The organism is Nocardia sp. NPDC058499 (assembly GCF_042719915.1).
Classification (GTDB): Bacteria; Actinomycetota; Actinomycetes; order Mycobacteriales; family Mycobacteriaceae; genus Nocardia.
In genome coordinates, this window is the sequence record NZ_JBHXMZ010000003.1 from 102,779 (window position 1) to 123,388 (window position 20,610).

The following is a 20,610-nucleotide window of genomic DNA, read 5'->3' on the forward strand; positions in this document are numbered from 1 at the left end:
TGGCCGCCGCGGGGGGGGTGTTCCACTCCCGTTTAAGTGGACTCGGGACCACATCCTCCCACCCCCTGGCTCCCCTCTCCCGGGGGAGCCCCGCGCCGAGCAGAACTCAGGTGTAGCCGGACCTTACTTCGCGTCGAGCAGGTCGATCACGAAGACCAGGGTCTTACCGGAGAGCGGATGACCGCCCCCCGCGGAGCCGTAGGCCAGCTCCGGCGGGATGGTGAGCTGGCGGCGGCCGCCGACCCTCATCCCGGGAATGCCGTCCTGCCAGCCCTGGATCAGGCCGCGCAACGGGAAAGACAGCGATTCGCCGCGGCTCCACGACGAATCGAATTCCTCGCCGGTATCGAATTCCACGCCGACGTAGTGCACTTCTACGGTGCCACCGGGCACCGCTTCCGGACCGTCACCCACGGTGATGTCCTTGATGACCAGTTCGCTGGGCGGCGGACCCGCCTGGAATTCGATTTCCGGTTTGCTCATGCCTTGAATCCCCTTCGATTCAATCGGTTCAGCGGTTGGTGATCTCGGAATAGTCCCGTGCACCATAACCGGTGTAGATCTGCCGCGGGCGGCCGATCTTGATGGCTTCGCTGTGCATTTCCCGCCAGTGCGCGATCCAGCCCGGCAGCCGGCCCATGGCGAACAGCACGGTGAACATACGGGTCGGGAAGCCCATGGCCTTGTAGATAACGCCGGTGTAGAAGTCGACGTTCGGGTACAGCTTGCGCTCGACGAAGTAATCGTCGGTGAGCGCGGCCTCTTCCAGGGCCTGGGCGATATCGAACAGCGGATCGCTGCCGAGTTTGCTCAGGATGGTGTCGGCGTGCTTCTTGGCGATCGCGGCGCGCGGGTCGTAGTTGCGGTAGACCCGGTGCCCGAAGCCCATCAGCTTCACACCGTCTTCCTTGTTCTTGACCTTGCGGATGAACTCTTTGACGTCGCCGCCGGCGGCCAGGATATCGTCCAGCATTTCCAGCACCGCCTGGTTGGCGCCGCCGTGCAGCGGGCCCCACAGCGCGTTGATACCGCCGGATACCGAGGTGAAAAGGTTGGCGTCGGAGGAGCCGACCAGCCGGACCGTGGAAGTGGAGCAGTTCTGCTCGTGGTCGGCGTGCAGGATCAGCAGCATATCCAGGGCGTTGGCGATCTCCGGGTCGACCTGGTAGGGCTCGGCCGGGAAGCCGAAGGTCATCCGCAGGAAGTTCTCCACCAGCGATAGCGAGTTGTCCGGGTAGAGGAACGGCTGGCCCACCGACTTCTTGTACGAGTACGCGGCGATGGTCGGCAGTTTGGCCAGCAGCCGGATGGTGGACAGCTCGACCTGTTCGGGGTCGCGGGGGTCCAGCGAATCCTGGTAGTACGCGGACAGCGCGTTGACCGCCGAGGAGAGCACCGGCATGGGGTGCGCGTTACGGGGGAAACCGTCGAAGAAGCGCTTCAGATCCTCGTGCAGCAGGGTGTGCCGGCGGATCTTGTCGGTGAAATCCTCCAGCTGGTCCTGGGTGGGGAGTTCGCCGTAGATGAGCAGGTAGCTGACCTCGATGAAGGTCGAGTTATCGGCCAGCTGTTCGATCGGATACCCGCGGTAGCGCAGAATGCCCTGTTCACCATCGATATAGGTGATCGCCGATTTGGTCGACGCGGTATTGACGAACCCGGGGTCATAGGTCGTATATCCCGTGCTCGCCAGCAGCTTGCCGAGATCGATACCGTCGTTTCCTTCGGCGGCCTGGGCGATCGTCATGGGGTACTCGCCACCCGGATAGGTCAGAACCGGTTTGGCGTCATTGATGTGATTCTCCGGCACGGAAGGTTCCCTCTCAGGCTGTGACCATCGGCATCGCATGCGGTCGGCACGCGGTGCGTTATCGGTAGACGCTAGTCCTTGCTCCGTCGGGACCGGCGGGGAGGGTACCTGCGCGGCGATCTCACAATCGGCCCGCGCGGGTGTGCGTTTCGGCCTGCCGGATACTGGCCGGCACCGCTGTGACCGGCCGAATTACGGACCTGCGCCACGGTGTGGCGACTCCGCAGCGACGATCTGCGCCGCGGTGGGTGAATCGCCGCGGCGCCGGGTAGCAATACGGTACCCACGGCACAGGAATCGAAACCGTGCGAAATATCACCGAAAGGCCTGCACACAGGGTGTAACGGGCCGTACGGGCTCACGATCGGCCACGTCACGGCTGCAGACGCTGTACCGACATCCCGGTTGCGCCGACCCGGACGAGGATCCGGTTGTGCAGCCGGCCCCGCCGCCCCTGCCAGAACTCCGCCTCCTCGGGCCGCAGCAGGTAGCCGCCCCAATGCGGAGGCACGGGAATCTCGGCGGCGGTGGCGAAGCGGGCCGTGGCCCGCACCAATCGCCGATCGAGCTCTTCGCGCGAACCGACCGGCTGCGACTGCTCCGACGCCCACGCACCCAGCTGCGATTCGCGTGGTCGCGACCGCCAATACTCTTCAGTGGTTGCGGCCGGCACTCGCTCCACCCGGCCGCGGAGATGCGCCTGACGCGCGAGTTGCGGCCACAGGAAGGTCACCGATGCGTACGGCACCGCGGCCAGTTGCGCACCTTTGGCCGAGTCGTAATTCGTATAGAAGGTGACACCGTCGGGCGAGAGCCCTTTACAGAGGACCGTCCGTGTCACCGGCCGGGCAACGGACCCCGCCGAATCGACCGTGCCGAGCACCATGGCGTTGGGTTCGGCGATACCGGCTGCGGTGGCCTGGTCGATCCATTGCCGCAACAGCGGCTCCCAGCCACCGGCCACCGAGTTCTCGTCGAGTTCGGTATCGCGCACACCGAGCAGCGGCCCCTGTTCCGGTGAACGCGGGTGGGCCGCACCGTATTCGGCGCGCATCGCGGCGAGAGCGGCGCCGGATTCCTCCACATCGGACATGGGCCAGACGTTACTCCGGAGTAGCAAAGCGCTAGAGTTCTGTTGAAAGGAGAGTCGCGTATGACCACCAATTCCGGCATTTCGGGGGCCGGCCAGGTCCCGGACGATTTCGTCAGCGGCCTCGAGGGGGTGGTCGCGTTCACCACCGATATCGCCGAACCCGATAAAGACGGCGGCGCGCTGCGCTACCGCGGCGTGGACATCGAGGATCTGGTCACCAACCGGGTCACCTTCGGCGATGTCTGGGCGCTGCTGGTGGACGGCGAATTCGGGCACGGCCTGCCCCCGGCCGAACCGTTCCCGCTGCCGGTGCACACCGGCGATGTCCGGGTGGATGTGCAAGCCGGCCTGGCCATGCTCGCGCCAATCTGGGGATATCAGCCGCTGCTGGATATCGATGAAGCCACCGCCCGGGAGAACCTGGCCCGCGCGTCGGTGATGGCTCTGTCCTATGTCGCGCAATCCGCGCGCGGTATCTACCAGCCCGCGGTACCGCAGCGCCGGATCGACGAATGCACCACGGTCACCGAACGGTTCATGACGCGCTGGAAGGGTGATCCGGACCCCCGGCACACCGAGGCCATCGACGCCTACTGGGTATCGGCCGCCGAGCACGGGATGAACGCCTCCACCTTCACCGCCCGCGTCATCGCCTCCACCGGTGCCGACGTCGCGGCTTCGCTCTCGGGCGCCATCGGCGCGATGTCCGGCCCGCTGCACGGCGGCGCCCCGGCTCGCGTGCTGCCGATGATCGAGGAAGTCGAGCGCAGCGGCGACGCGCGTGCGCTGGTCAAAGGCATTCTCGACCGCAAAGAAAAGCTCATGGGCTTCGGCCACCGGGTCTACCGCGCCGAAGACCCGCGCGCCCGGGTGCTACGCGATACCGCCCGGCGCCTGGCCGCCCCGCGCTTCGAGGTGGCGGCCGCCCTCGAACAGGCGGCGCTGGCCGAACTCCGCGAACGCCGCCCCGACCGCGCCATCGAAACCAATGTCGAATTCTGGGCGGCGGTCATCCTCGATTTCGCCGAGGTCCCGGCTCATATGATGCCGGCGATGTTCACCTGCGGCCGGACCGCGGGCTGGTGCGCGCACATCATGGAACAGAAGAAACTCGGCAAACTGGTCCGTCCGGCGGCCATCTACACCGGGCCGGGCCCCCGCGCCCCACAAGAGGTTGCGGGCTGGGACAGCCTCGCCGGGTAGTCCACGGAGTCCCGTTCCCTGGGCCTGTGCGCGCCGGTGCACGCAGCGTGGGAGCGGGCCGGCAGCTTCATCAGACGCAGTCCGGGTCGGCTTCCCAATCGATGGCGACCGAGTCGCCGCTGTCGACCGCGAAGAACGCGACCCGGAGTTTCGCGCCCAGGTCCAGGAGTTCTATCGCGGACAGGGGCACCGGCTGGACCACCCGCACATGCCAGGGGTCCGGTTCGTCCCAGGCACGTAACTCCAGGTCCAGGCGCATCACCGGATCGTCGCAGCCGCAATAGTCGACTTCGACGGGGTTCACCGCGAGTACGGTCGCGGTGGCCCGGCGGCCGTCGGCCAGGATTTTCGCCAGCGCGGCGCGGCCCGGGTCGGCCTCGCCGGGTGGATACAGCACCATGCGGTCGCGGTCGTGCGGGTCCACTCGGCAGCACACCAGATCGCCGGGGCGCATCCGGTCCAGTTCGGCGCCGGATACCCGCTGCCGAACCTGGGCCTCGTAAGGTGCCAGCCCGGGCAGCCGGACGCGGACCCGGAATGTATAGCCGGGTTCACGCCGCCTGGTCCCGGCTGCCAGCACGGTGGCCGACCCGGCCGTGCCGTAGGTCAGCAATTCCCGGCGATCGGCGCCGCTGGGCGCCTCACCACGCCGGCGGAAACGCCGCGGCAGCAGTCCGCGCAGCCACCCACCAGGCGCCGGTGGACCCGGTTCCGCGCCGTGACCACCGCCACGGCCATCATCGGATCGATCTCCGGCAGCGCCCCTCGACGACCGCATGCTCATACCCATTCACGTTAGCCGGAGTGTGGTACGCGGCACAGCAACGGCGCGGTTACGCTGTTGGCCATGACCAGTGCGTTCCCGACCATCCCCGATGAGCTCAAGCCCACCGACGGTCGTTTCGGTTGCGGCCCGTCCAAGGTCCGCCCGGAGCAGCTGCAGTCCCTGGTGGAGGTGGGTGCCTCGGTGTTCGGCACCAGCCACCGGCAGAAACCGGTCAAGGATGTGGTCGCCCGCGTGCGGTCCGGGTTGCGGGACCTGTTCTCGCTGCCCGAGGGCTACGAGGTCGTCCTCGGCAACGGCGGCACCACGGCTTTCTGGGATGCCGCCGCGTTCGGTCTGGTCCGCGAGCGCTCCCTGCATCTGACCTACGGCGAATTCAGCTCGAAGTTCGCCAGCGTCACCAAGAACAATCCGTTCCTCGGCGATCCGATCGTCGTATCGGCCGATCCCGGTAGCGCACCGGCGCCGGTCGCCGATCCGGCTGCCGACCTCATCGCCTGGGCACATAACGAAACCTCCACCGGTGTCTCGGTTCCGGTGCAGCGGCCGGCGGGGTCGGACAACGCCCTCGTCGCCATCGACGCCACCTCCGGTGCGGGCGGGTTGCCGGTGAATATCACCGATGCCGATATCTACTATTTCGCGCCGCAGAAATGCTTCGCCGCCGACGGCGGGCTGTGGATCGCGTTGATGAGCCCCGCCGCGCTGGCACGGGTGCAGGAGATCAAGGATTCCGGGCGCTGGACCCCCGATTTCCTTTCGCTGCCGATCGCGATCGAGAACAGCCTCAAGGACCAGACCTACAACACCCCGGCGCTGGCCACCCTGCTCATGTTCGCCGATCAGATCGATTGGCTGAACCGCAACGGCGGCCTGGATTGGGCGGTGAAGCGAACGCTGGATTCTTCCTCCCGGTTGTATGCCTGGGCCGAGGCCAGCGAATACGCAACCCCCTTCGTCACCGATCCGGCACACCGCTCCCAGGTGGTCGGCACCATCGACTTCGCCGATTCGGTGGACGCCGCCGCGGTCGCCAAGACGCTGCGGGCCAACGGGATCGTCGATACCGAGCCGTACCGGAAACTGGGCCGCAATCAGTTGCGCATCGGTATGTTCCCGGCCATCGATCCGGAGGACGTGGCTCAGCTCACCCGCTGCGTCGACTGGGTGGTCGAGAAACTCGGCTGAACCGGGATCACCTGCGAATTCGGGCCCGTCGCGCGTGTTGCGCGGCGGGCCCGGCGCCTTGACATCCGGATCATCCGGAATCGACTTGATACACAAGGGAATAGAGCAGATTAGCCGTAGGTGACGGCCGCAGGGTACATTTCGGTGCCGCGTGTCTTGCCACACGAATCCCAGAAGTGCACTACTGTTCCAGAACGTGGGCGGTATCGCGAGCGACGCGATAAGGAGGTAACGGTGCGTGAACTTCGAGTGATCGGGGTGACGCCCGACTCCGCCCATATCGTGTGCGTCGACACGGAAAGTGGCCAGAAATTCCGGCTTCCCGCCGACGACAAACTCCGCGCCGCGGCCCGCGGCGACCTTGCCCGATTCGGCCAGATAGAGATCGAAATGGAAGCAACTATGCGTCCTCGCGATATCCAGGCTCGAATCCGCGCCGGCGCTTCCGTGGAACAGGTGACCCAGGAATCCGGGATGCCGTTGAGCCGGGTGGAACGTTTCGCCTATCCGGTACTGCTGGAACGCGCACGGGCCGCCGAACTCGCCCAGAAGGCCCACCCGATCCGGCCCGACGGGCCCGCGGTGGAAATCCTGATCGATGTGGTCACCGCGGCCTTCACCGCCCGCGGCCATACCCTCGACAATGCCGAATGGGACGCCTGGAAAGACGAGAAGGGCTTCTGGGTCGCGCAATTGCAATGGCAGAACGGTCGTTCCGAGATCGCCGCGCATTGGCGCTACCAGCCGGACGCGCACGGCGGCACCGTATCGCCGCTCGACGATCCCGCCACCGATCTGATCGATCCGGATTTCGGCCGGGCACTGCGCGGGCTCGCCTCGATCCTGCCGGTCGAAGCCGAAGCACCGGCCGCCCCGGAACCGGTTGTGGCCGAGCCCCGCCGGGAACCGGCGCGGCCGGCCGCGGTGGACAACTTCTACGAACAGCGCGCTGTCGCCGCGGGCGGTAGCGCGACGCTGCCCGCTCCGGCGCCGTTGTCGCCGGGTACCGGCCGGCCCACGGGCGCGGCCGCCCTGCCCGCGGGTACCGGCGCGGCGAGCGCCGCTCCCCCGCCGGCTCCCGCGGCTCCTGCCGAACCGTATCGGCCGCCGGCGGCGGAGGTGCACCGGCCGCCCGCGGCGGAGGCGCCGGTTGCTGCCGCGCCCGTCGAGCCCCCCGGTATCGCCGACCCCGCGCCCGCGTCACGTTATCCCGTAGCGGAACCCGAGATGCGCGCCCCCGAATCGGCCGCACCGGTCGAGCCGGAGCCCGTCGAACCCGAGCCCACTCCGGCCCCGGCCACCAGCGAATCCGCCCCGGCGACCAGCGAACCTGCCCCGCCGGCCGGCGAATCCGCCCCGGCGACCGATGAACCCGCCCTGGCGACCGATGAAACTGCCGCGGCAGCACCCGAGCAGCCGATTGTCACGCCGGTCGCGGACCCGCCGGTCGAAGCCGCGGAGACGCCGGCCGAGCCTGCCGCGGAGCCGACCACCGGAGCCGCCGCGGTGGACGTTTCCGAGGCCCCCGCCGCCGAAGCCGGCGATAGCCGGAACGCGGATACCGCCGAACCCGAGTCCGAACTCGCCGAGGCGAAGCCAACCGCCGAGCCGGCCGCCAAACCCGCTGCCAAAAAGGCGCCGGCCAAGGCCACGAAATCCACCTCGCGCAGCAAACGCGGTAAGGCGCCCATGCCGTCGTGGGAGGACGTGCTGCTCGGGGTCCGCAGCTCGGGTCACTGAACGGCCGCGAACCGGCGTGTTTCCCGCGACAACCGCCCGATCCACCCGGTCGGGCGAGTAAGTTCCGCTGTACGGCGACGCGGTCGATGCGGGGGCTGACCCCGATAACGGCCGAGGTGCACGCCGAGCAGTTCACGACCCGGTTCGTGCGCTATCGGAGGTGGGTGGATGCTGTCCAAGATTTCCTCGGTCTGGTACGTCGATACGCCCGACCCGCTCGCGGTCCTGGGTGCCGACCCGGACCCCGACCCGGATGCGGCCTACGCACTGGCCCGGCAGTTGCATCCCGATCTCGAGGTCGAAGCGACTGTATCGGCGACTCTCGGAGAAGCCACCGGACCGCGGCCCGACGAACTGTTCATCGGCTGCTATCCGGGCCTGAACCTGCTGTGCAGCCCTTATGCCGCCCGGGTCCATCCGACCGAGATCCCGGACCTGCTGGTGCGGCCGCTGGCCGAGGAGCATACGTATCTGGTGTCGTTCGATCTGGAGTACGGCTGGGGTTCGTTCGCGCATTGGGAACGCGGCGAATTGCGCCGGGCATTCAGTTCCACTCGCCTCAACATCCTGCAGGACCAGGGTCTTCCGCATATCTGGGAGCGGCCGCACTGGGCCGGTGAGCATCCGATCCGGTGGCGGCTGGGTGAACTCCCGGATCCGTTGGTGCTGCCGTTCGACCCGCCCGGTTTCGCGGATACGGCGAATTACGAATGGCTCGGATTCCGGTACTTCCCGGCGACCTCGGCAGCACCGGAGCAGTCGAGCGAACGGGACTCCGATACGGACCGGCCCACGGTGACCCCCGGTGATATCCGGGTCTGCGGTTTCCGGCTCCATCCCAAGGACGAGGGCGCGCGCCACGATCCCCGGCCGCCACGCACTCGGGTCGACCACGAACGCAAGGGTCTGCTGTCCTGGCTGCGCGGCCATGATGCGGCGGTCCCCGTCGAGAAATAACCTGCCGCGTTCGGCTCAGAGGCCGACGAGTAACCCGATCCAGCCGAGCAGTACGCCGACCCCGGCGCCGGCCAGCACCCAGCGGGTCACCGGCCGGTGCCGCCAGCGCCATGCGGTGGGCGCGATACCGATCGCCGCGACCACATTCACCGCCAGCGAGAACAGCGGGTGCACCTGGGTCAGCGCCGCGCCGAAGGCGAACACCCCGACCGCGGTGAGTGCGGCGACCAGCGCGGCGACCGTGATTCCCGCCGCCCACGGGGTCGGTTCGCCGGTCGGGCCGGAGTAGCCGCCGTAGCCGGGACGGCCGACTGGGGTCACGAGGCCCGCACCCGCTCGTAGAAAGCCATGGCTGCCGCGGTGGCCACGTTCAGCGAATCGGTGCCCGCCGACATCGGGATCCGGGCCCGCATATCGGCCGCGGCCATCGCCTCCTCGGTGAGACCGGGGCCTTCGGCGCCGAGCAGCAATGCCACCCGCCGGCCGGTGAGCGCGGCGGCGAGGGTCGGGGCCACCGGGTCCGGGCTCAGCGCGACCACCTGGAAGCCCTGGCGGCGCAGCACATCCAAACCGGCCGGCCAGTCCGGTACCGGCGCGAACGGCACCCGCAGCGCATGCCCCATGGAAACCCGCACCGACCGACGGTACAGCGGATCGGCACATCCGGGCCCGAACAGCACCGCGTCCACGCCCAGTCCCGCCGCATTGCGGAACATAGCGCCGAGGTTCTCGTGATCGTTCACGCCCTCGAGTACGGCGACGGTTGTGGCGTCGGCGAGCAGGTCGGTGAAATCGCGAGCCGGCGGCCGGTGGGCCACCGCGAGGACGCCGCGGTTCAGGTGGAAACCCACCACCTGCGCCATCACCTCGGCCTGGGCGCGGTAGAACGGGATATCGAAATCCGCGAGGCCGGCGGCGAGTTCCTGCCACCGCTTGTCCACACCGAGCAGGGCATGCGGCCGGAACGGCGAGTCCAGCATGCGCCGGACCACCACGGTCCCCTCCGCGATGACCAGGCCCTTCCCGCCGGGACGGTCGGGTCTGCGGTCCGCTGCCTTCAGATCCCGGAAATCGTCCACCCGCGGATCGGCAGCACTGTCCACATCGAGAACCACGGCCACGCGCCTATCCTGCCAAGCCGCGCCACACGGCTCGCGCTGTGGGTGCGGATACTGCGCGAGTCGGGCATGCTTGAGGTATGACGCCGATCCAGTTGCTGCTCAATATCCTCTGGCTGATTCTGTGCGGTTTCTGGATGGCGCTGGGGTACTTTGTCGCCGCCGTGATCTGCTTCATCCTCATCATCACGATCCCGTTCGGGGTCGCGGCGATGCGCAATGCCCTCTACATGCTGTGGCCGTTCGGTCGCACCACGGTCGAGAAGCCGGGAGCGGGCGCGGGCGCCCTGCTCGGCAACATCATCTGGTTCGTGGTCGCCGGCTGGTGGCTGGCCCTGGGCCACCTCGGCACCAGCATCGCGCTCGCCGTCACCATCGTCGGAATCCCGTTCGCGTGGGCGAACCTCAAACTCATCCCGCTGGCCCTGTTCCCGCTCGGCCGCGAAATAGTCGACAGTGACCAGCCCTTCGCGGCGAGCTACGGCGCCGCCCGCTGACTATTCGGAATCGGCGACGATCTGGTTGAGGATCGCTACGGCCTGTTCGAGAACGGCGAGCTGATCGGGGTCCAGGTCGGCGAGCTGGTCACTCATCCAGGCTTCCCGGGCACTGCGCTCATCGGCGAGCAGGGCGTGCCCGGCATGGGACAGCGAGACGATGATCTGCCGGCCGTCGGTCGGATGCGGGTCGCGGTCCACCAGACCCAGATCGGTGAGCGAGGCGATCACCCGCGTCATCGACGGGGGCTGGACGCGTTCCTTCGCGGCGAGTGAACCGGGCGTCATGGCACCCTCGTTGGCGAGCGTGGCCAGAACCGAGAGCTGGGTCAGCGATATCTGCGACTCCGCACGCCGTCCCCGTAGATGCCGCGTCAAACGCACCACTGCCAGCGAGAGGTCGCTGGCCAGCGCCCGCACATCCGAGTCCGTATTCACAGAGTGAACCTTACGTGACACGCTTCGAATCGGCGCGCGTACTGCGGTTACGCTGATCGGATGAACGCCCGGCTCCCGCAGTTCCCCTCGTGGCTGACCGACCCGCGCCCGGTACTCGCGTTCGGCTCCGCATTGTTCGCGATCGCCACCGTGGTCGTCTGGCTCGGCGGCGACCGCTGGGCGACGGCGCGGCCGGTATGCCTGATGGGTCTGGCCGTCGGCCTGCTCGGCTACCTGATCTTCGTCGTACAGCGCCGGGGCGCCCGCCGCGGCGACAAGGGCGCGCAGACGGGGTTGTGATCACGGGCCGCGCATAGTCCGAGGCAGTGGGGCCGCGCGACTGCCGGCGTGCCGGGTCCGGACGGGTCTCGCAGAGCGCGACCGGGAATTGACTGTTCGGACCCGGACCGCCAAACTCGCTCCTGTGTCCTCCCGATTGAGCGTCGAAGAACGACGGGCCCACCTTATCGAGGCCGCGATCGGCCTTGCCGAGAAAAAGGGGGTCGCGGGCGTCACCACCCGTGATGTCGCCCAAGCGGCGGGCGTATCGCTAGGTGTGGTGCATTACTGCTTCGAGAACAAAGACGCGCTGATGACCGAACTGGTCAAGGCGCTGTCGATGGAGCTGCGCGATTCGGTGGACGCGAACGAATCCGTCTGGCAACAGGCCGGCAGCGGCAATACCGCATTGCGTGATCTGCTGCGCGCCGGGCTGGAACTCATGTGGCTCAATATCGAGGCCACCCCCGAGCGTCAGCTGCTCACCTACGAGACCACCACCTACGCCTTACGGGAGGGTGAGCAGACGCCCGCCAAACTGGCGATCGCCCGGGAACAGTACGACTTCAACGATTCCACGGTCGCCGATGTCCTCGACCATGCCCGCGATGCCACCGGCAGCACCTGGAAAGTTCCGGTACGGCAGCTGTCGCGGTTCACGCTGAGCGTGATCGACGGAATCGTATTGCGCTGGCTGGTCGACGACGACAGCGAAAGCGTGCGCACTCAGCTGGATCTACTGGCCGGCGCGCTGGCCGAACAAGCCGAATAGCAGCACCGGAATCCGCCGTCAGTGCGCCGGACCCGGTCGCAGCACATGCACCGTATCGCCGTCCTGCCACCACGGCACCCGCACCGTCCGCGTTACCGCGCCCGTCAGCCGGACCCGCAGGTCATCGTGTACGCGGAGCGTGCCCGACTGCGGCCCGAGCGTGAACATCCGGCGCAGGACCACACCGAGCGGTTCGTGATCCCAGCCGGTTTCGTGGCCCGCGTCGAGCACTTCGGCCTCCACCTCTTCCGAGACCGAAGGCAGATCCAGCAGTACCGACAGATCTGCCGCCGTTCCGGGATCGGCGACCACCAGCCGGTCCGGAGGAACCGCCAGACCGAACCACGGCTTGTCGAGCACCAGCGCGTCCCCGGCGTCGATGACCGCGCCCGACAGCGCACGTACGCGGTCGGGCGGGTCCAGCGCGGTGATATCGAGCCGGTGGACGGACGCGCCGAGCCGTGCGTGCACCCGGGCAACCACTTCCGGAGCCGGTGTCTTCGCTGGATCCGCCAACGCTTCGAGCAGCGTTGCGGCGAGCGTGAGGTCCAGGGCGGCGGGGTCGGCCAGGCAGCCGCCGAGCGCATCGAGGTCCGGGCCGGACAATCCGGTGATCGGCAGTTCCGGTAGCAGTCCGGCGAATTCGGTATCGGCCGGATGCCGGTAGCCGCCGAGCGCGACCCCGTCGATCCGCGCGTACCTGCGCAACCACCACGCGGTGTACCCATCGGTGTCACCGAGCAGCGGCCGGGTCCGCTCATCGGACAGCAACCGCCACAGTGCCTCCGGCCAGGCGGCATCGTCCACCAGGTCCAGATCGCGGACCGCGATCAGCTCGGGCGGGTCCTCGGAAAGCCCGGCCCACCAGGTTTCCTCGTCATCGAGATGATGGTCGGGACCGGTGGGATCGATTTCGGTGACGATCCCGAAATCCCAGCCCACCCCGATCGCACGTAAGGCGGCGGCGCCGTATTTCTCGGCCACCTCGGTGGTGACGACCCCGAACGGCGAATCCGGGACCAGCAATTCGATCAGCGGGGCATCGGGCAGCAGTAGCTCGTCGGCCGGGCGGGTACCGCCCGCGCTGTCCGGTAGTTCGAGCATCCCCAGCCAGGGCGGTAAGGCTGCCGTATCGGCCACTGCCGCCAAGCGCAGTACCGATTCGACCGTATCCGGGTCGCCGGGATGATCGGTCAATTCCGCCTGCAGCGCGGGATCCGACAGGAGATCGGCGGGTGTCGCCCGCCGGGCACCGAGCCGGGCCAGCAGCGGGTGGGCCGCCGCGGGATGCACCAGACGTGCCCAGTGCACGGGCACCGGCTCCGCGAGCTCGGCGAGTTCGTCGTCCAGCAGCACCGTGCGCGGGCCGGTGACCGTCCGGCCGTCGGCCAGCGGTACCGCCAGGGCACCGAGTTCCTCGACCGCCAACTGGTCGGTGACGAACGGTTCGAGCGCGGTGTACAGCGCGGACCACCACGACGGCGGCCGATCCAATCCCGCGGACAGTTCCGCAACCCGCGCCGAACCGATCCGGTGCACACCCACCATCGCCAAGACATCCGCGTACCGAGTACCGGACAGGTCCGGGGTCAGCAGTGGATCGAGTACATCACCGAGCAGTTCGGCCAGTTCGGCGGTGAGATCGGGAAAAACGCTGGTGCGGGTGGGAATCGCGACTCGCTCGGATCGGTCCGCCGCGGCGGGTTCGCCCGTAAGAACCGGAAGCCAGGGGTTATCGCGCAACTCCTCCAGAATCGACTCCCGCAGCAGCCCGTCCACCTCGCTGCGCGCGAATCCCGGGACCGGGATCAGCACCGGGCGCGAGGCGGGCGGCAGCACACGGGCGAAATCGGCGTACCCGGCGGCCAGTTCACGCAGCCGGGCACCGGGCAGTACCCGGCGGCGATCGGGTTGCATGGGGATATCGGCGATCAGCAACGCCGGTAACGACAGTTCCTCATCCGAGCGGGTGGGGGCGCGCAGCACATCGGGTCGCGCGGCGACGGGCCGGCCGTCGCGTACCGGTACCAGCCAGCGCGCCCGCGCCGTCCGGTACTCCCACCAGGCCTCCTCGGTCCCGGCCACCTCGACCCGGACCTCGCGCAACCCGGTCTCGCCCAGATCCCGGACCGCGGACCGAACCACGAAGTCCTCGATCCGGATCTCGTTCAAGGCGGGCAGCTCCAACAGCAGATCCACCGCCTCGGCGCGCATGGATTCCAGCAGCGCCGCCGAGTCGATATCGGGTCGCAGCCGCAGCACGATTTCGCTGTCCGCGCCGGCGCCGGGTGCCGCGGCGTGCGGCCAGGCCAGCCGCAGTACCGGTGGCGCGAACCCGCCCTCCGTCTCCGGAACGGTGACGCCCGCGGCCGCGAGCTCGGCCCGGGTGTCCGCCCGGGAGAACCGCAGCGATCCGCTGGTCGACCGGAATTCGATCTCCTCGCTCACCGTGAGTACCGCGGTGAAACCGACCCCGAACCGCCCGATTTCCCCGGTACCTCCGGTTTTCCCGGAGGAACGCAGCGCGGTCAGGGCGTGCACACCCGCCAGATCCAGTGGGGCGCCGGTATTCGAGAGGGACAGCGTCCGCTCACTGCACCGCACCACAATCCGTCCCGGCACCCCCGCCGCGGCGGCGGCATCCGCGGCGTTCTGCGCCAGCTCGGTGAGCAGCCGATCGCGGTAACCGGCGCGCACCAGGTCCGCTTCGGTCGCCGCGTCCTCGCGCAACCGGGTCGGCGAGTCCCGCCAGGCCGCCAGCACGCCGGCGCGCAGCCCCGCGGTACCGAAGGGGTCGGCGGAGTCGTACTCCGCGGCAGAAGCCGATCCGCTCATATCGCCCACCGCACCGGTCTCACTCACCGCCACAGCGTACGTCGCCGCCCACGTCCGGCCGAACCCACGCCTCAGCCGCTCCGGCCCGGCACCGGCACGACCCGCACTCGATAGTCCGGCCCGTCATTACCACTGTCGCCCAGCACTATTCACCGGTGACACCGATGCGATCCGCAAGTCCCACCCGGGCAGCGAGCGGCCCTGCCACATCGATTCCGCCGGCATCGTCAGCACCGTCGGGGATCTTCCTGTCGGACCCAGGCCTTTTCCCAACCACACCTCCGCCACCGGATCGCCGGGCACGGGCCGGTGCGCGGTGCGGGCTCCGGACCCGTTCGAGAGCCTCCGAGCGCGCCGCCGAGGCGCCGCAGAGCTGCCGCGCGCGCACGGGCCGACTACGACGTCGTCCGGCAAGGCGGGGAGACGCTCATGAGGTTGGTCAAGCGCTTCAGGGAAGGCGAGTCACGTGCTTCTCGGCGTCATGAGCCTGTGGCAGGACGACGACGTGCCGGGCGTGACGTGCCAACTGGTGGTGGACCCGCATCCGGCGGAGCCACTGGCGGCCGCGCGGTCCGAGGCCGCTGACACGCCAGGGCGGTCGGGGCGGCAGGGTGCTTGTTCGGCATGCCCAACTCGCGTGGCCGCCGCCGTCTCCGGAGTACCCGGGGCCGTGGACTGCGATTTCCGCCACGGCGGTCTCCGTATCCGGGTCGGCGTGCTGCTCCGGATCGGTCAGCGCCCGCCGCGTAGCCGCCGACGAACTCGGCGTCCGCGTGGATGCCGTCCGCCCGGGGCCGGACCCCACCGACACAACTCGTTTCGCATCGAAGGAGTTCGCGGGCTCCTGCACAGGGTTTTCATGTCTACTCGGCGGCTCCGGAGTCCTTGGCAGTCGGCGAACCCGCGTCCTCGTTCTCCGGTTCCGGTGCGACGGCTGTGGACGCCGGGGCCGTGCCGGTTTCCGCGGCGGCAGAGGCGGACCCGGCCTCCGCAGGTTTCGGCGTTTCGGCCGGGTAGACCTCCACCGCGGCATCGTCGTAGGCCTCGTACAGCGGCGACCCGGCTCCGGCCGGCAGCGGCGTTTCCGAATGCGCGCCACAGCCGTAGCCCATATGCACGACATGACCGTCGGCACCCATGGCATTGGCGCAGACACCGAAGGCGGCGCGCAGCGCACCGGCAAGTGGTACGTAGAAACCGCAGCTCTCGCACGATGCGGGCGCGGCTTTGGCCATATCGGTGTCCGGGCCGTACTCCTCGTACCACCGCTGCGCGGCGTCCACGCGGCCCTCCAGGCCGAGGACTTGTTTCCGCCCCAGCCCGACCTGGTAGGCGACCTCGTCTATCTCCGGATCACCGGTCGCGGTGTAGCCGGGCACCAGGCGCGGGTCGTCCGCCGGTGGTGCGAGCAGATCCCCCGGGGCGAGATCGCCCGGGCGGACCCGCTGCTCCCACGGCACGAACTCCGGCGCGATCAACGCGTCGGGGCCGGGCAGCAGCGCCGATTCGCTCACCGTCACCCGGTCGGTGTCCGGGGCGGCCGCGACCACCACGGCCCATTGCCAGCCGTGGTAGCCGGGCAGGGTCGCCTCGAAGCAGTGCGTAGCGGCACATTCGTTCTCGGCGCGGACGCCGACATGCGCGCCGACCCCGGAGGGTTCCAGCTCCAGGAGCGCACGACGAGCCAGGTCGACGGCCCCCGCGAGGATCGACCGTACGTCGGTGTCCGATACAGATACTGCGCTCACGGTCTACATTTTGCCGTATGAAGCACACTCGGCGTACCTGGGTCGTCACCGCGCTGGTCTGCCTGCTCGTGCCGGGCGCCTGCGCAAACGCCGACGACGCCGCGCAGCGCCGCACTGTCGAGGTACTCGCGACCCGTCCACACGATCCGGGGGCGTTCACCCAGGGCCTCGAAATCGATGGTGAGGTCCTGTACGAGGGCACCGGCATGGTCGGGCAGTCCGATGTGCGCAGTATCGACCGGACCAGCGGTGCGGAGCTGGCCCGCGTCGAGCTGCCACCGCCGTTCTTCGGGGAGGGCATAACCCTCGCCGGTGACACTCTGTGGCAGCTCACCTGGAAGGAAGGGGTCGCCTTCGCCCGCGACCCGCACACGCTGACCGAAAAACGGCGGGTCCCGTACCAGGGTGAGGGGTGGGGGCTGTGCCATCAGGAGGGGCGGCTGGTGATGAGCGACGGATCCGCGACCCTCACCTTCCGCGATCCGGTCACGTTCGCCGTCACCGGATCGGTCACCTTGACCAGCCACACCGATACCCGCCTGAACGAACTGGAATGCGCCGAGGACGGTTCGATCTACGCCAACGCCTGGCCCACCGATCAGATCCTGCGGATCGATCCGGACGCCGGGCGTGTCCTGTCGGTGATCGATACGGCCGGGCTGCTGCCGGCCGACCAGCGCGCGGGCGCCGACGTCCTCAACGGAATCGCGCAGATCCCGGGCACCGACCGTTTCCTGATCACCGGAAAGTACTGGCCGACGGTCTTCGAGGTCCGGTTCGTACCGGCCTGATTCCGGCCCGGCGTGGAAGCGATACAGCTCACTTTCGGCCCGCCCTGAACAGGGCGGGGTTTCGCCGCGGTCGCCGTGGGCCAGAATTGAGGAGTGCCCACTTCCCGCGAGCCCTCCGGTTCCGATCGCGGTCAGTGGCCCGCCGGCGAGTCTCCGCCACCCCAGCGGCATCCAGGTTTCGACCGCTACCCCCCGCCGAACGTGCCACACCGCAATCGCGAACCCGACCCCGGCAACACCCGCCCCACCCCGCCGCCGACCCGGCCGCTTCCGCTCGACGACCCCGATCCCGCGGGTGGTCACGGCGAATCGGTGCCGCGCGAGGCCGGCCGGGTCCCCCCGGCAGCCGGCGAACCTTCCGCGCCGGGGCGAGTGAGCCGTTTCGCCCGGGTCTTCGGCGCGCTGGGCGGGTCGCGGAGTTCCACGCAGCGGTCCGGCGGGCATGGGGCCGCCCAGACCGGCGGAGACGGCCGGCCCGGTTCCACGCGGGAGAGCACTGCCTCACGACGAGACGGCCGCCGGGATTCCGCCGAACCGCGCCGGACGCGGCCTGCCGCGGTATCCGGCGCCGGTTCCAGCGCACGCGGGGGCCGGTCTGGTGCCGATTCCGGCGCACCGGAGTGGCAGACGGGTCAGCGACGCGACGCACGGGGTGCGTGGGCCGCGAACTCTGCGGAACGCGCGGGCTATCGGCGCGGAACCGAATCCGAGCCGCAGGCCGGTGAGAACGAGCATTTCGTCGCCGGCACCACGTCGCGCACACCGGCCGCCCCCAGTGCCGGAAGCGGGCCCGGCCCACTCGACGCCACCGGGCGTGACCGCTGGACACCGCGCGCCCCCGGGAGCGGGAGCGAGCCCGGCCCACTCGATGGCTCTGGTCGTGACCGCTGGATACCGGGAGACGCCCGCACCGCTGGTCCGGCCGGTCCCGGATACCGCCCCGGAGGCAAGGTCCCGGGCGGACCGCACCGGCCCGCTGCCGAGCCCGGTCGCCGCTTCGGTGCAAACGAGTCGACGCGCCGCTTCGATGCGACCGGGCAGCCCGGTGCGGACGCGATCCCCCCGGCCTCGGTGAGCCGGGGCCGGTATGGGGCAGAGAAGGGCCGGACTGCCGGCGACACGCCTGGCGGCGATCGTCTGCCTCTGGGCTCCACGGTGGATCCTGCGTCCGGCTCCCGGTACGGACCCGGGCAGCAGTTCCCGGGCGAACCGCATGAGCCCGGGCCCGAGCCCCCTGGAACCGGCGAGCCCACGAAGGAGTACCGCAGCGCAGACTTCGACGCCGAGGACTCCGACGGCCGACGGCTCCCCCGCAAACTCACCGTCACCCGGGTGGCGGCGATGCGCGGCCGCGAGCTCACCGGGAAAGGTATCGCCACCTTCCGGCGTGCCGCGGAAGCCGACGGTGCCGATAAATCGGGGCTCACCGCGCTCACCTACGCCACCATGGCCAATTTCGCGCTGGACGCGGCGATCGCGGTGGCCCTGGCCAACACTCTGTTCTTCGCCAGCGCGACCGCGGAGAGCAAATCGAAGGTCGCGCTGTATCTGCTGATCACCATCGCGCCGTTCGCACTCATCGCGCCGCTCATCGGGCCCGCGCTGGACCGGTTGCAGACCGGGCGCCGCTTGGCGCTGGCGGCTTCGTTCGCGGCTCGCGCGGTCGTAGCGGTGGTGTTGATCTTCAGTTTCGACAGCTGGGTGCTGTACCCCTTGGCCCTGTGCATGATGGTGCTCAGCAAATCGTTCGCCGTGCTCAAGAGCGCGGTGACGCCACGGGTACTACCACCGGATATCGACCTGGTCCGCACCAATTCCCGGCTGACCGTATTCGGTTTGGTCGGCGGCACCTTGGGGGCCGGCGGGATAGCCGGGGCCGTCGCCGCGCTCACCGGTTCGACCGGGGCCCTGATCCTGGCCACCGGTATCGCGGTGGGCGGCGCCTACCTGAGCTGGAAGATTCCGCGCTGGGTGGAGATCACCGAGGGCGAGGTCCCGGCAACGCTGAGCTATCACGGCGACGACCCGCAGACCGAAGTGCTGCAACCCGGCCGCGAATCCGCGGTCCCGCCCCGTAAACGCCGGCAGCCGCTGGGCCGGGCGGTGGTCACCGGGTTGTGGGGCAACGGCAGTATCCGGGTACTCACCGGGTTCCTGACCTTCTATATCGCCTTCGTCGCCAAGGCCACCGAACACCGGCCGGTCCAGCAGGCGGCAATGCTCGGGTTGGTCGGCGCGGCGGCGGCGGTCGGCAACTTCGCCGGTAATGCCACCGGCGCCCGGCTGCGACTGGGCCGGCCTTCGCTGATCGTGGTGAACTGCACCCTGGCCTGCACGGCGGTCGCGGCCGCCGCGCTGATTCTGGACAACCTGTTCGGGGCGGCGCTGGCCGCGCTGGTCGCGGCGGGCGCCAGCGCGCTGGCCAAGGTTTCGCTCGACGCTTCCATCCAGGACGATCTGCCGCCGGAATCGATCGCGTCCGGGTTCGGCCGCTCGGAGACCGTGCTGCAGCTGAGCTGGGTGGTCGGCGGCGCCGGCGGAGTACTGCTGCCGACCGACTACTGGAAGGGGTTCGCGGTGGTCAGTGCCGTTCTCGCCGCGGGCCTGGTCCAGACTGTGCTGAGTTCGCGCGGGCACAGCCTGCTGCCCGGCTTCGGGGGCCGCCGCCCGCTGCACGCCGAACAGGAAATACCGCACCACGACCACCCACGAGGAGAAACCGCCCGGTGAGTACGAACAGATTCCGCACGACTCTCGCGCTGGCCCTGGCCGGAATCCTGGTGCTGGTGGCCGGGACCGCCGGTGTGGTCTGGCTGCTGGCGCGCGACGCCGAGCCGCATAAACCGGAACTCACCGCGTACGCGCACGGCGAGGCCGTCACCGTGCCGCCGTTCTACTTCTGCACCGTACGGATGGAGAACTGCGAACAGGGCGACACCGTATTCCTGGAGGTCCCGGCGGGTAACCCGCTGCAGATCTCGCTGCCGTCGGAGGTCGTGGGCACACCGTGGGAGCTGCTACCGCTGTATGCGGACGAGAACGGCGAGGTGGTCGAGAAGCCCAGCAGCTACCGCGACCATCCGGACGATATCCGGGCGCTGACCGTCGACTCGAATCCCGAACCGGGGCTGGAGCTGATCGGCGTGGAGTTGCAGGTGATGATCATCGCGATCGATGAGACCGGCCGGGAATTCTCGATTCCGCACGCGATCTGGTCGATCAAAACCGCCTGATACGCGGGCGGGGGGGGGGGGGGGGGCGGGACGAGCAACCCCCCCGCTGGTTTTTTTCTCGTGCGAACCCGGTCCCTCCCCACCCCGCCCACCCCCCCCCAACCCCCCCCCCCCCCCCCCCCCC

At 69.2% G+C, this 20,610-nt stretch carries 19 protein-coding genes; 10 read left to right on the forward strand and 9 right to left on the reverse strand.

Annotation, left to right across the window (positions count from 1 at the left end):
• Nucleotides 1-123: 123 nt before the first annotated feature.
• The 3 genes from ACFWPH_RS10585 to pdxH all read right to left on the reverse strand — a co-directional run bounded on the left by ACFWPH_RS10585 (nucleotide 124) and on the right by pdxH (nucleotide 2,903).
• Entirely contained in the window at nucleotides 124-483 is a 360-nt protein-coding gene (locus tag ACFWPH_RS10585; RefSeq protein WP_378749713.1) for an FKBP-type peptidyl-prolyl cis-trans isomerase, read from the reverse strand.
• Nucleotides 484-511: 28 nt separating this feature from the next.
• The gene (locus tag ACFWPH_RS10590; RefSeq protein ID WP_280413740.1) at nucleotides 512-1,810 is read right to left on the reverse strand and encodes a citrate synthase; all 1,299 of its coding nucleotides are present in this window, start codon (nucleotides 1,808-1,810) and stop codon (nucleotides 512-514) included.
• 373 nt (nucleotides 1,811-2,183) lie between these two features.
• On the reverse strand, nucleotides 2,184-2,903 hold the full coding sequence (gene pdxH / locus ACFWPH_RS10595) for a pyridoxamine 5'-phosphate oxidase (RefSeq protein WP_378749715.1): 720 nt from the start codon (nucleotides 2,901-2,903) through the stop codon (nucleotides 2,184-2,186).
• Between the two features lie 60 nt (nucleotides 2,904-2,963).
• Between pdxH and ACFWPH_RS10600 the strand changes: the two genes are divergently transcribed.
• The gene (locus ACFWPH_RS10600; RefSeq protein WP_378749717.1) at nucleotides 2,964-4,106 is read left to right on the forward strand and encodes a citrate synthase 2; all 1,143 of its coding nucleotides are present in this window, start codon (nucleotides 2,964-2,966) and stop codon (nucleotides 4,104-4,106) included.
• 70 nt (nucleotides 4,107-4,176) lie between these two features.
• Here the strand turns inward: ACFWPH_RS10600 and ACFWPH_RS10605 are convergent, their stop codons facing one another.
• A complete protein-coding gene (locus ACFWPH_RS10605; RefSeq protein ID WP_378749719.1) occupies nucleotides 4,177-4,890 on the reverse strand; it encodes a hypothetical protein in 714 nt (237 codons plus the stop codon).
• Between the two features lie 63 nt (nucleotides 4,891-4,953).
• Here ACFWPH_RS10605 and serC point away from each other — a divergent pair, with 63 nt between their 5' ends.
• From serC to ACFWPH_RS10620, 3 genes are all read left to right on the forward strand, one after another.
• Entirely contained in the window at nucleotides 4,954-6,078 is a 1,125-nt protein-coding gene (gene serC / locus ACFWPH_RS10610; RefSeq protein ID WP_378749721.1) for a phosphoserine transaminase, read from the forward strand.
• Nucleotides 6,079-6,312: 234 nt separating this feature from the next.
• Nucleotides 6,313-7,818, forward strand: coding sequence for a septation protein SepH (gene sepH / locus ACFWPH_RS10615; protein WP_378749723.1), 1,506 nt, complete (start codon nucleotides 6,313-6,315; stop codon nucleotides 7,816-7,818).
• Nucleotides 7,819-7,986: 168 nt separating this feature from the next.
• On the forward strand, nucleotides 7,987-8,775 hold the full coding sequence (locus ACFWPH_RS10620) for a DUF6928 family protein (RefSeq protein WP_378749725.1): 789 nt from the start codon (nucleotides 7,987-7,989) through the stop codon (nucleotides 8,773-8,775).
• 15 nt (nucleotides 8,776-8,790) lie between these two features.
• Here the strand turns inward: ACFWPH_RS10620 and ACFWPH_RS10625 are convergent, their stop codons facing one another.
• Both ACFWPH_RS10625 and ACFWPH_RS10630 read right to left on the reverse strand, forming a co-directional pair.
• Nucleotides 8,791-9,096 carry a DUF2537 domain-containing protein gene (locus ACFWPH_RS10625; RefSeq protein WP_378749727.1) on the reverse strand — a complete coding sequence of 102 codons (306 nt, stop codon included), beginning with the start codon at nucleotides 9,094-9,096 and terminating at the stop codon, nucleotides 8,791-8,793.
• The gene (locus ACFWPH_RS10630) at nucleotides 9,093-9,896 is read right to left on the reverse strand and encodes a TrmH family RNA methyltransferase (RefSeq protein WP_378749729.1); all 804 of its coding nucleotides are present in this window, start codon (nucleotides 9,894-9,896) and stop codon (nucleotides 9,093-9,095) included. Before ACFWPH_RS10630 ends, ACFWPH_RS10625 begins: the two co-directional genes overlap by 4 nt.
• 77 nt (nucleotides 9,897-9,973) lie before the next feature.
• On the opposite strand from ACFWPH_RS10630, the gene ACFWPH_RS10635 reads away from it, so the two are divergent.
• Nucleotides 9,974-10,390 carry a YccF domain-containing protein gene (locus ACFWPH_RS10635; protein ID WP_378749731.1) on the forward strand — a complete coding sequence of 139 codons (417 nt, stop codon included), beginning with the start codon at nucleotides 9,974-9,976 and terminating at the stop codon, nucleotides 10,388-10,390.
• On the opposite strand, the gene ACFWPH_RS10640 is transcribed toward ACFWPH_RS10635, so the two are convergent.
• Nucleotides 10,391-10,828: a MarR family winged helix-turn-helix transcriptional regulator gene (locus tag ACFWPH_RS10640; RefSeq protein WP_378749733.1), complete on the reverse strand. Its 438-nt coding sequence runs from the start codon at nucleotides 10,826-10,828 to the stop codon at nucleotides 10,391-10,393. It lies immediately after the preceding gene.
• A 60-nt stretch (nucleotides 10,829-10,888) separates the two neighbouring features.
• On the opposite strand from ACFWPH_RS10640, the gene ACFWPH_RS10645 reads away from it, so the two are divergent.
• Nucleotides 10,889-11,128: a DUF2530 domain-containing protein gene (locus tag ACFWPH_RS10645; protein ID WP_378749735.1), complete on the forward strand. Its 240-nt coding sequence runs from the start codon at nucleotides 10,889-10,891 to the stop codon at nucleotides 11,126-11,128.
• 124 nt (nucleotides 11,129-11,252) lie between these two features.
• On the forward strand, nucleotides 11,253-11,879 hold the full coding sequence (locus ACFWPH_RS10650; RefSeq protein WP_378749737.1) for a TetR/AcrR family transcriptional regulator: 627 nt from the start codon (nucleotides 11,253-11,255) through the stop codon (nucleotides 11,877-11,879).
• An 18-nt stretch (nucleotides 11,880-11,897) separates the two neighbouring features.
• On the opposite strand, the gene ACFWPH_RS10655 is transcribed toward ACFWPH_RS10650, so the two are convergent.
• Together ACFWPH_RS10655 and ACFWPH_RS10660 are read right to left on the reverse strand one after the other, a co-directional pair.
• Complete coding sequence (locus ACFWPH_RS10655) at nucleotides 11,898-14,714, reverse strand: sacsin N-terminal ATP-binding-like domain-containing protein (protein ID WP_378750631.1); 2,817 nt, start codon at nucleotides 14,712-14,714, stop codon at nucleotides 11,898-11,900.
• An 863-nt stretch (nucleotides 14,715-15,577) separates the two neighbouring features.
• The gene (locus ACFWPH_RS10660; protein ID WP_378749738.1) at nucleotides 15,578-16,462 is read right to left on the reverse strand and encodes a DUF3027 domain-containing protein; all 885 of its coding nucleotides are present in this window, start codon (nucleotides 16,460-16,462) and stop codon (nucleotides 15,578-15,580) included.
• 17 nt (nucleotides 16,463-16,479) lie between these two features.
• Here ACFWPH_RS10660 and ACFWPH_RS10665 point away from each other — a divergent pair, with 17 nt between their 5' ends.
• The 3 genes from ACFWPH_RS10665 to ACFWPH_RS10675 all read left to right on the forward strand — a co-directional run bounded on the left by ACFWPH_RS10665 (nucleotide 16,480) and on the right by ACFWPH_RS10675 (nucleotide 20,486).
• The gene (locus tag ACFWPH_RS10665; RefSeq protein ID WP_378749739.1) at nucleotides 16,480-17,253 is read left to right on the forward strand and encodes a glutaminyl-peptide cyclotransferase; all 774 of its coding nucleotides are present in this window, start codon (nucleotides 16,480-16,482) and stop codon (nucleotides 17,251-17,253) included.
• Nucleotides 17,254-18,324: 1,071 nt separating this feature from the next.
• The gene (locus ACFWPH_RS10670) at nucleotides 18,325-19,983 is read left to right on the forward strand and encodes an MFS transporter (protein WP_378750633.1); all 1,659 of its coding nucleotides are present in this window, start codon (nucleotides 18,325-18,327) and stop codon (nucleotides 19,981-19,983) included.
• The gene (locus ACFWPH_RS10675; RefSeq protein ID WP_378749740.1) at nucleotides 19,980-20,486 is read left to right on the forward strand and encodes a DUF2771 domain-containing protein; all 507 of its coding nucleotides are present in this window, start codon (nucleotides 19,980-19,982) and stop codon (nucleotides 20,484-20,486) included. The genes ACFWPH_RS10670 and ACFWPH_RS10675 overlap by 4 nt, the downstream gene beginning before the upstream one ends.
• The last annotated feature ends 124 nt before the right edge of the window (nucleotides 20,487-20,610 follow it).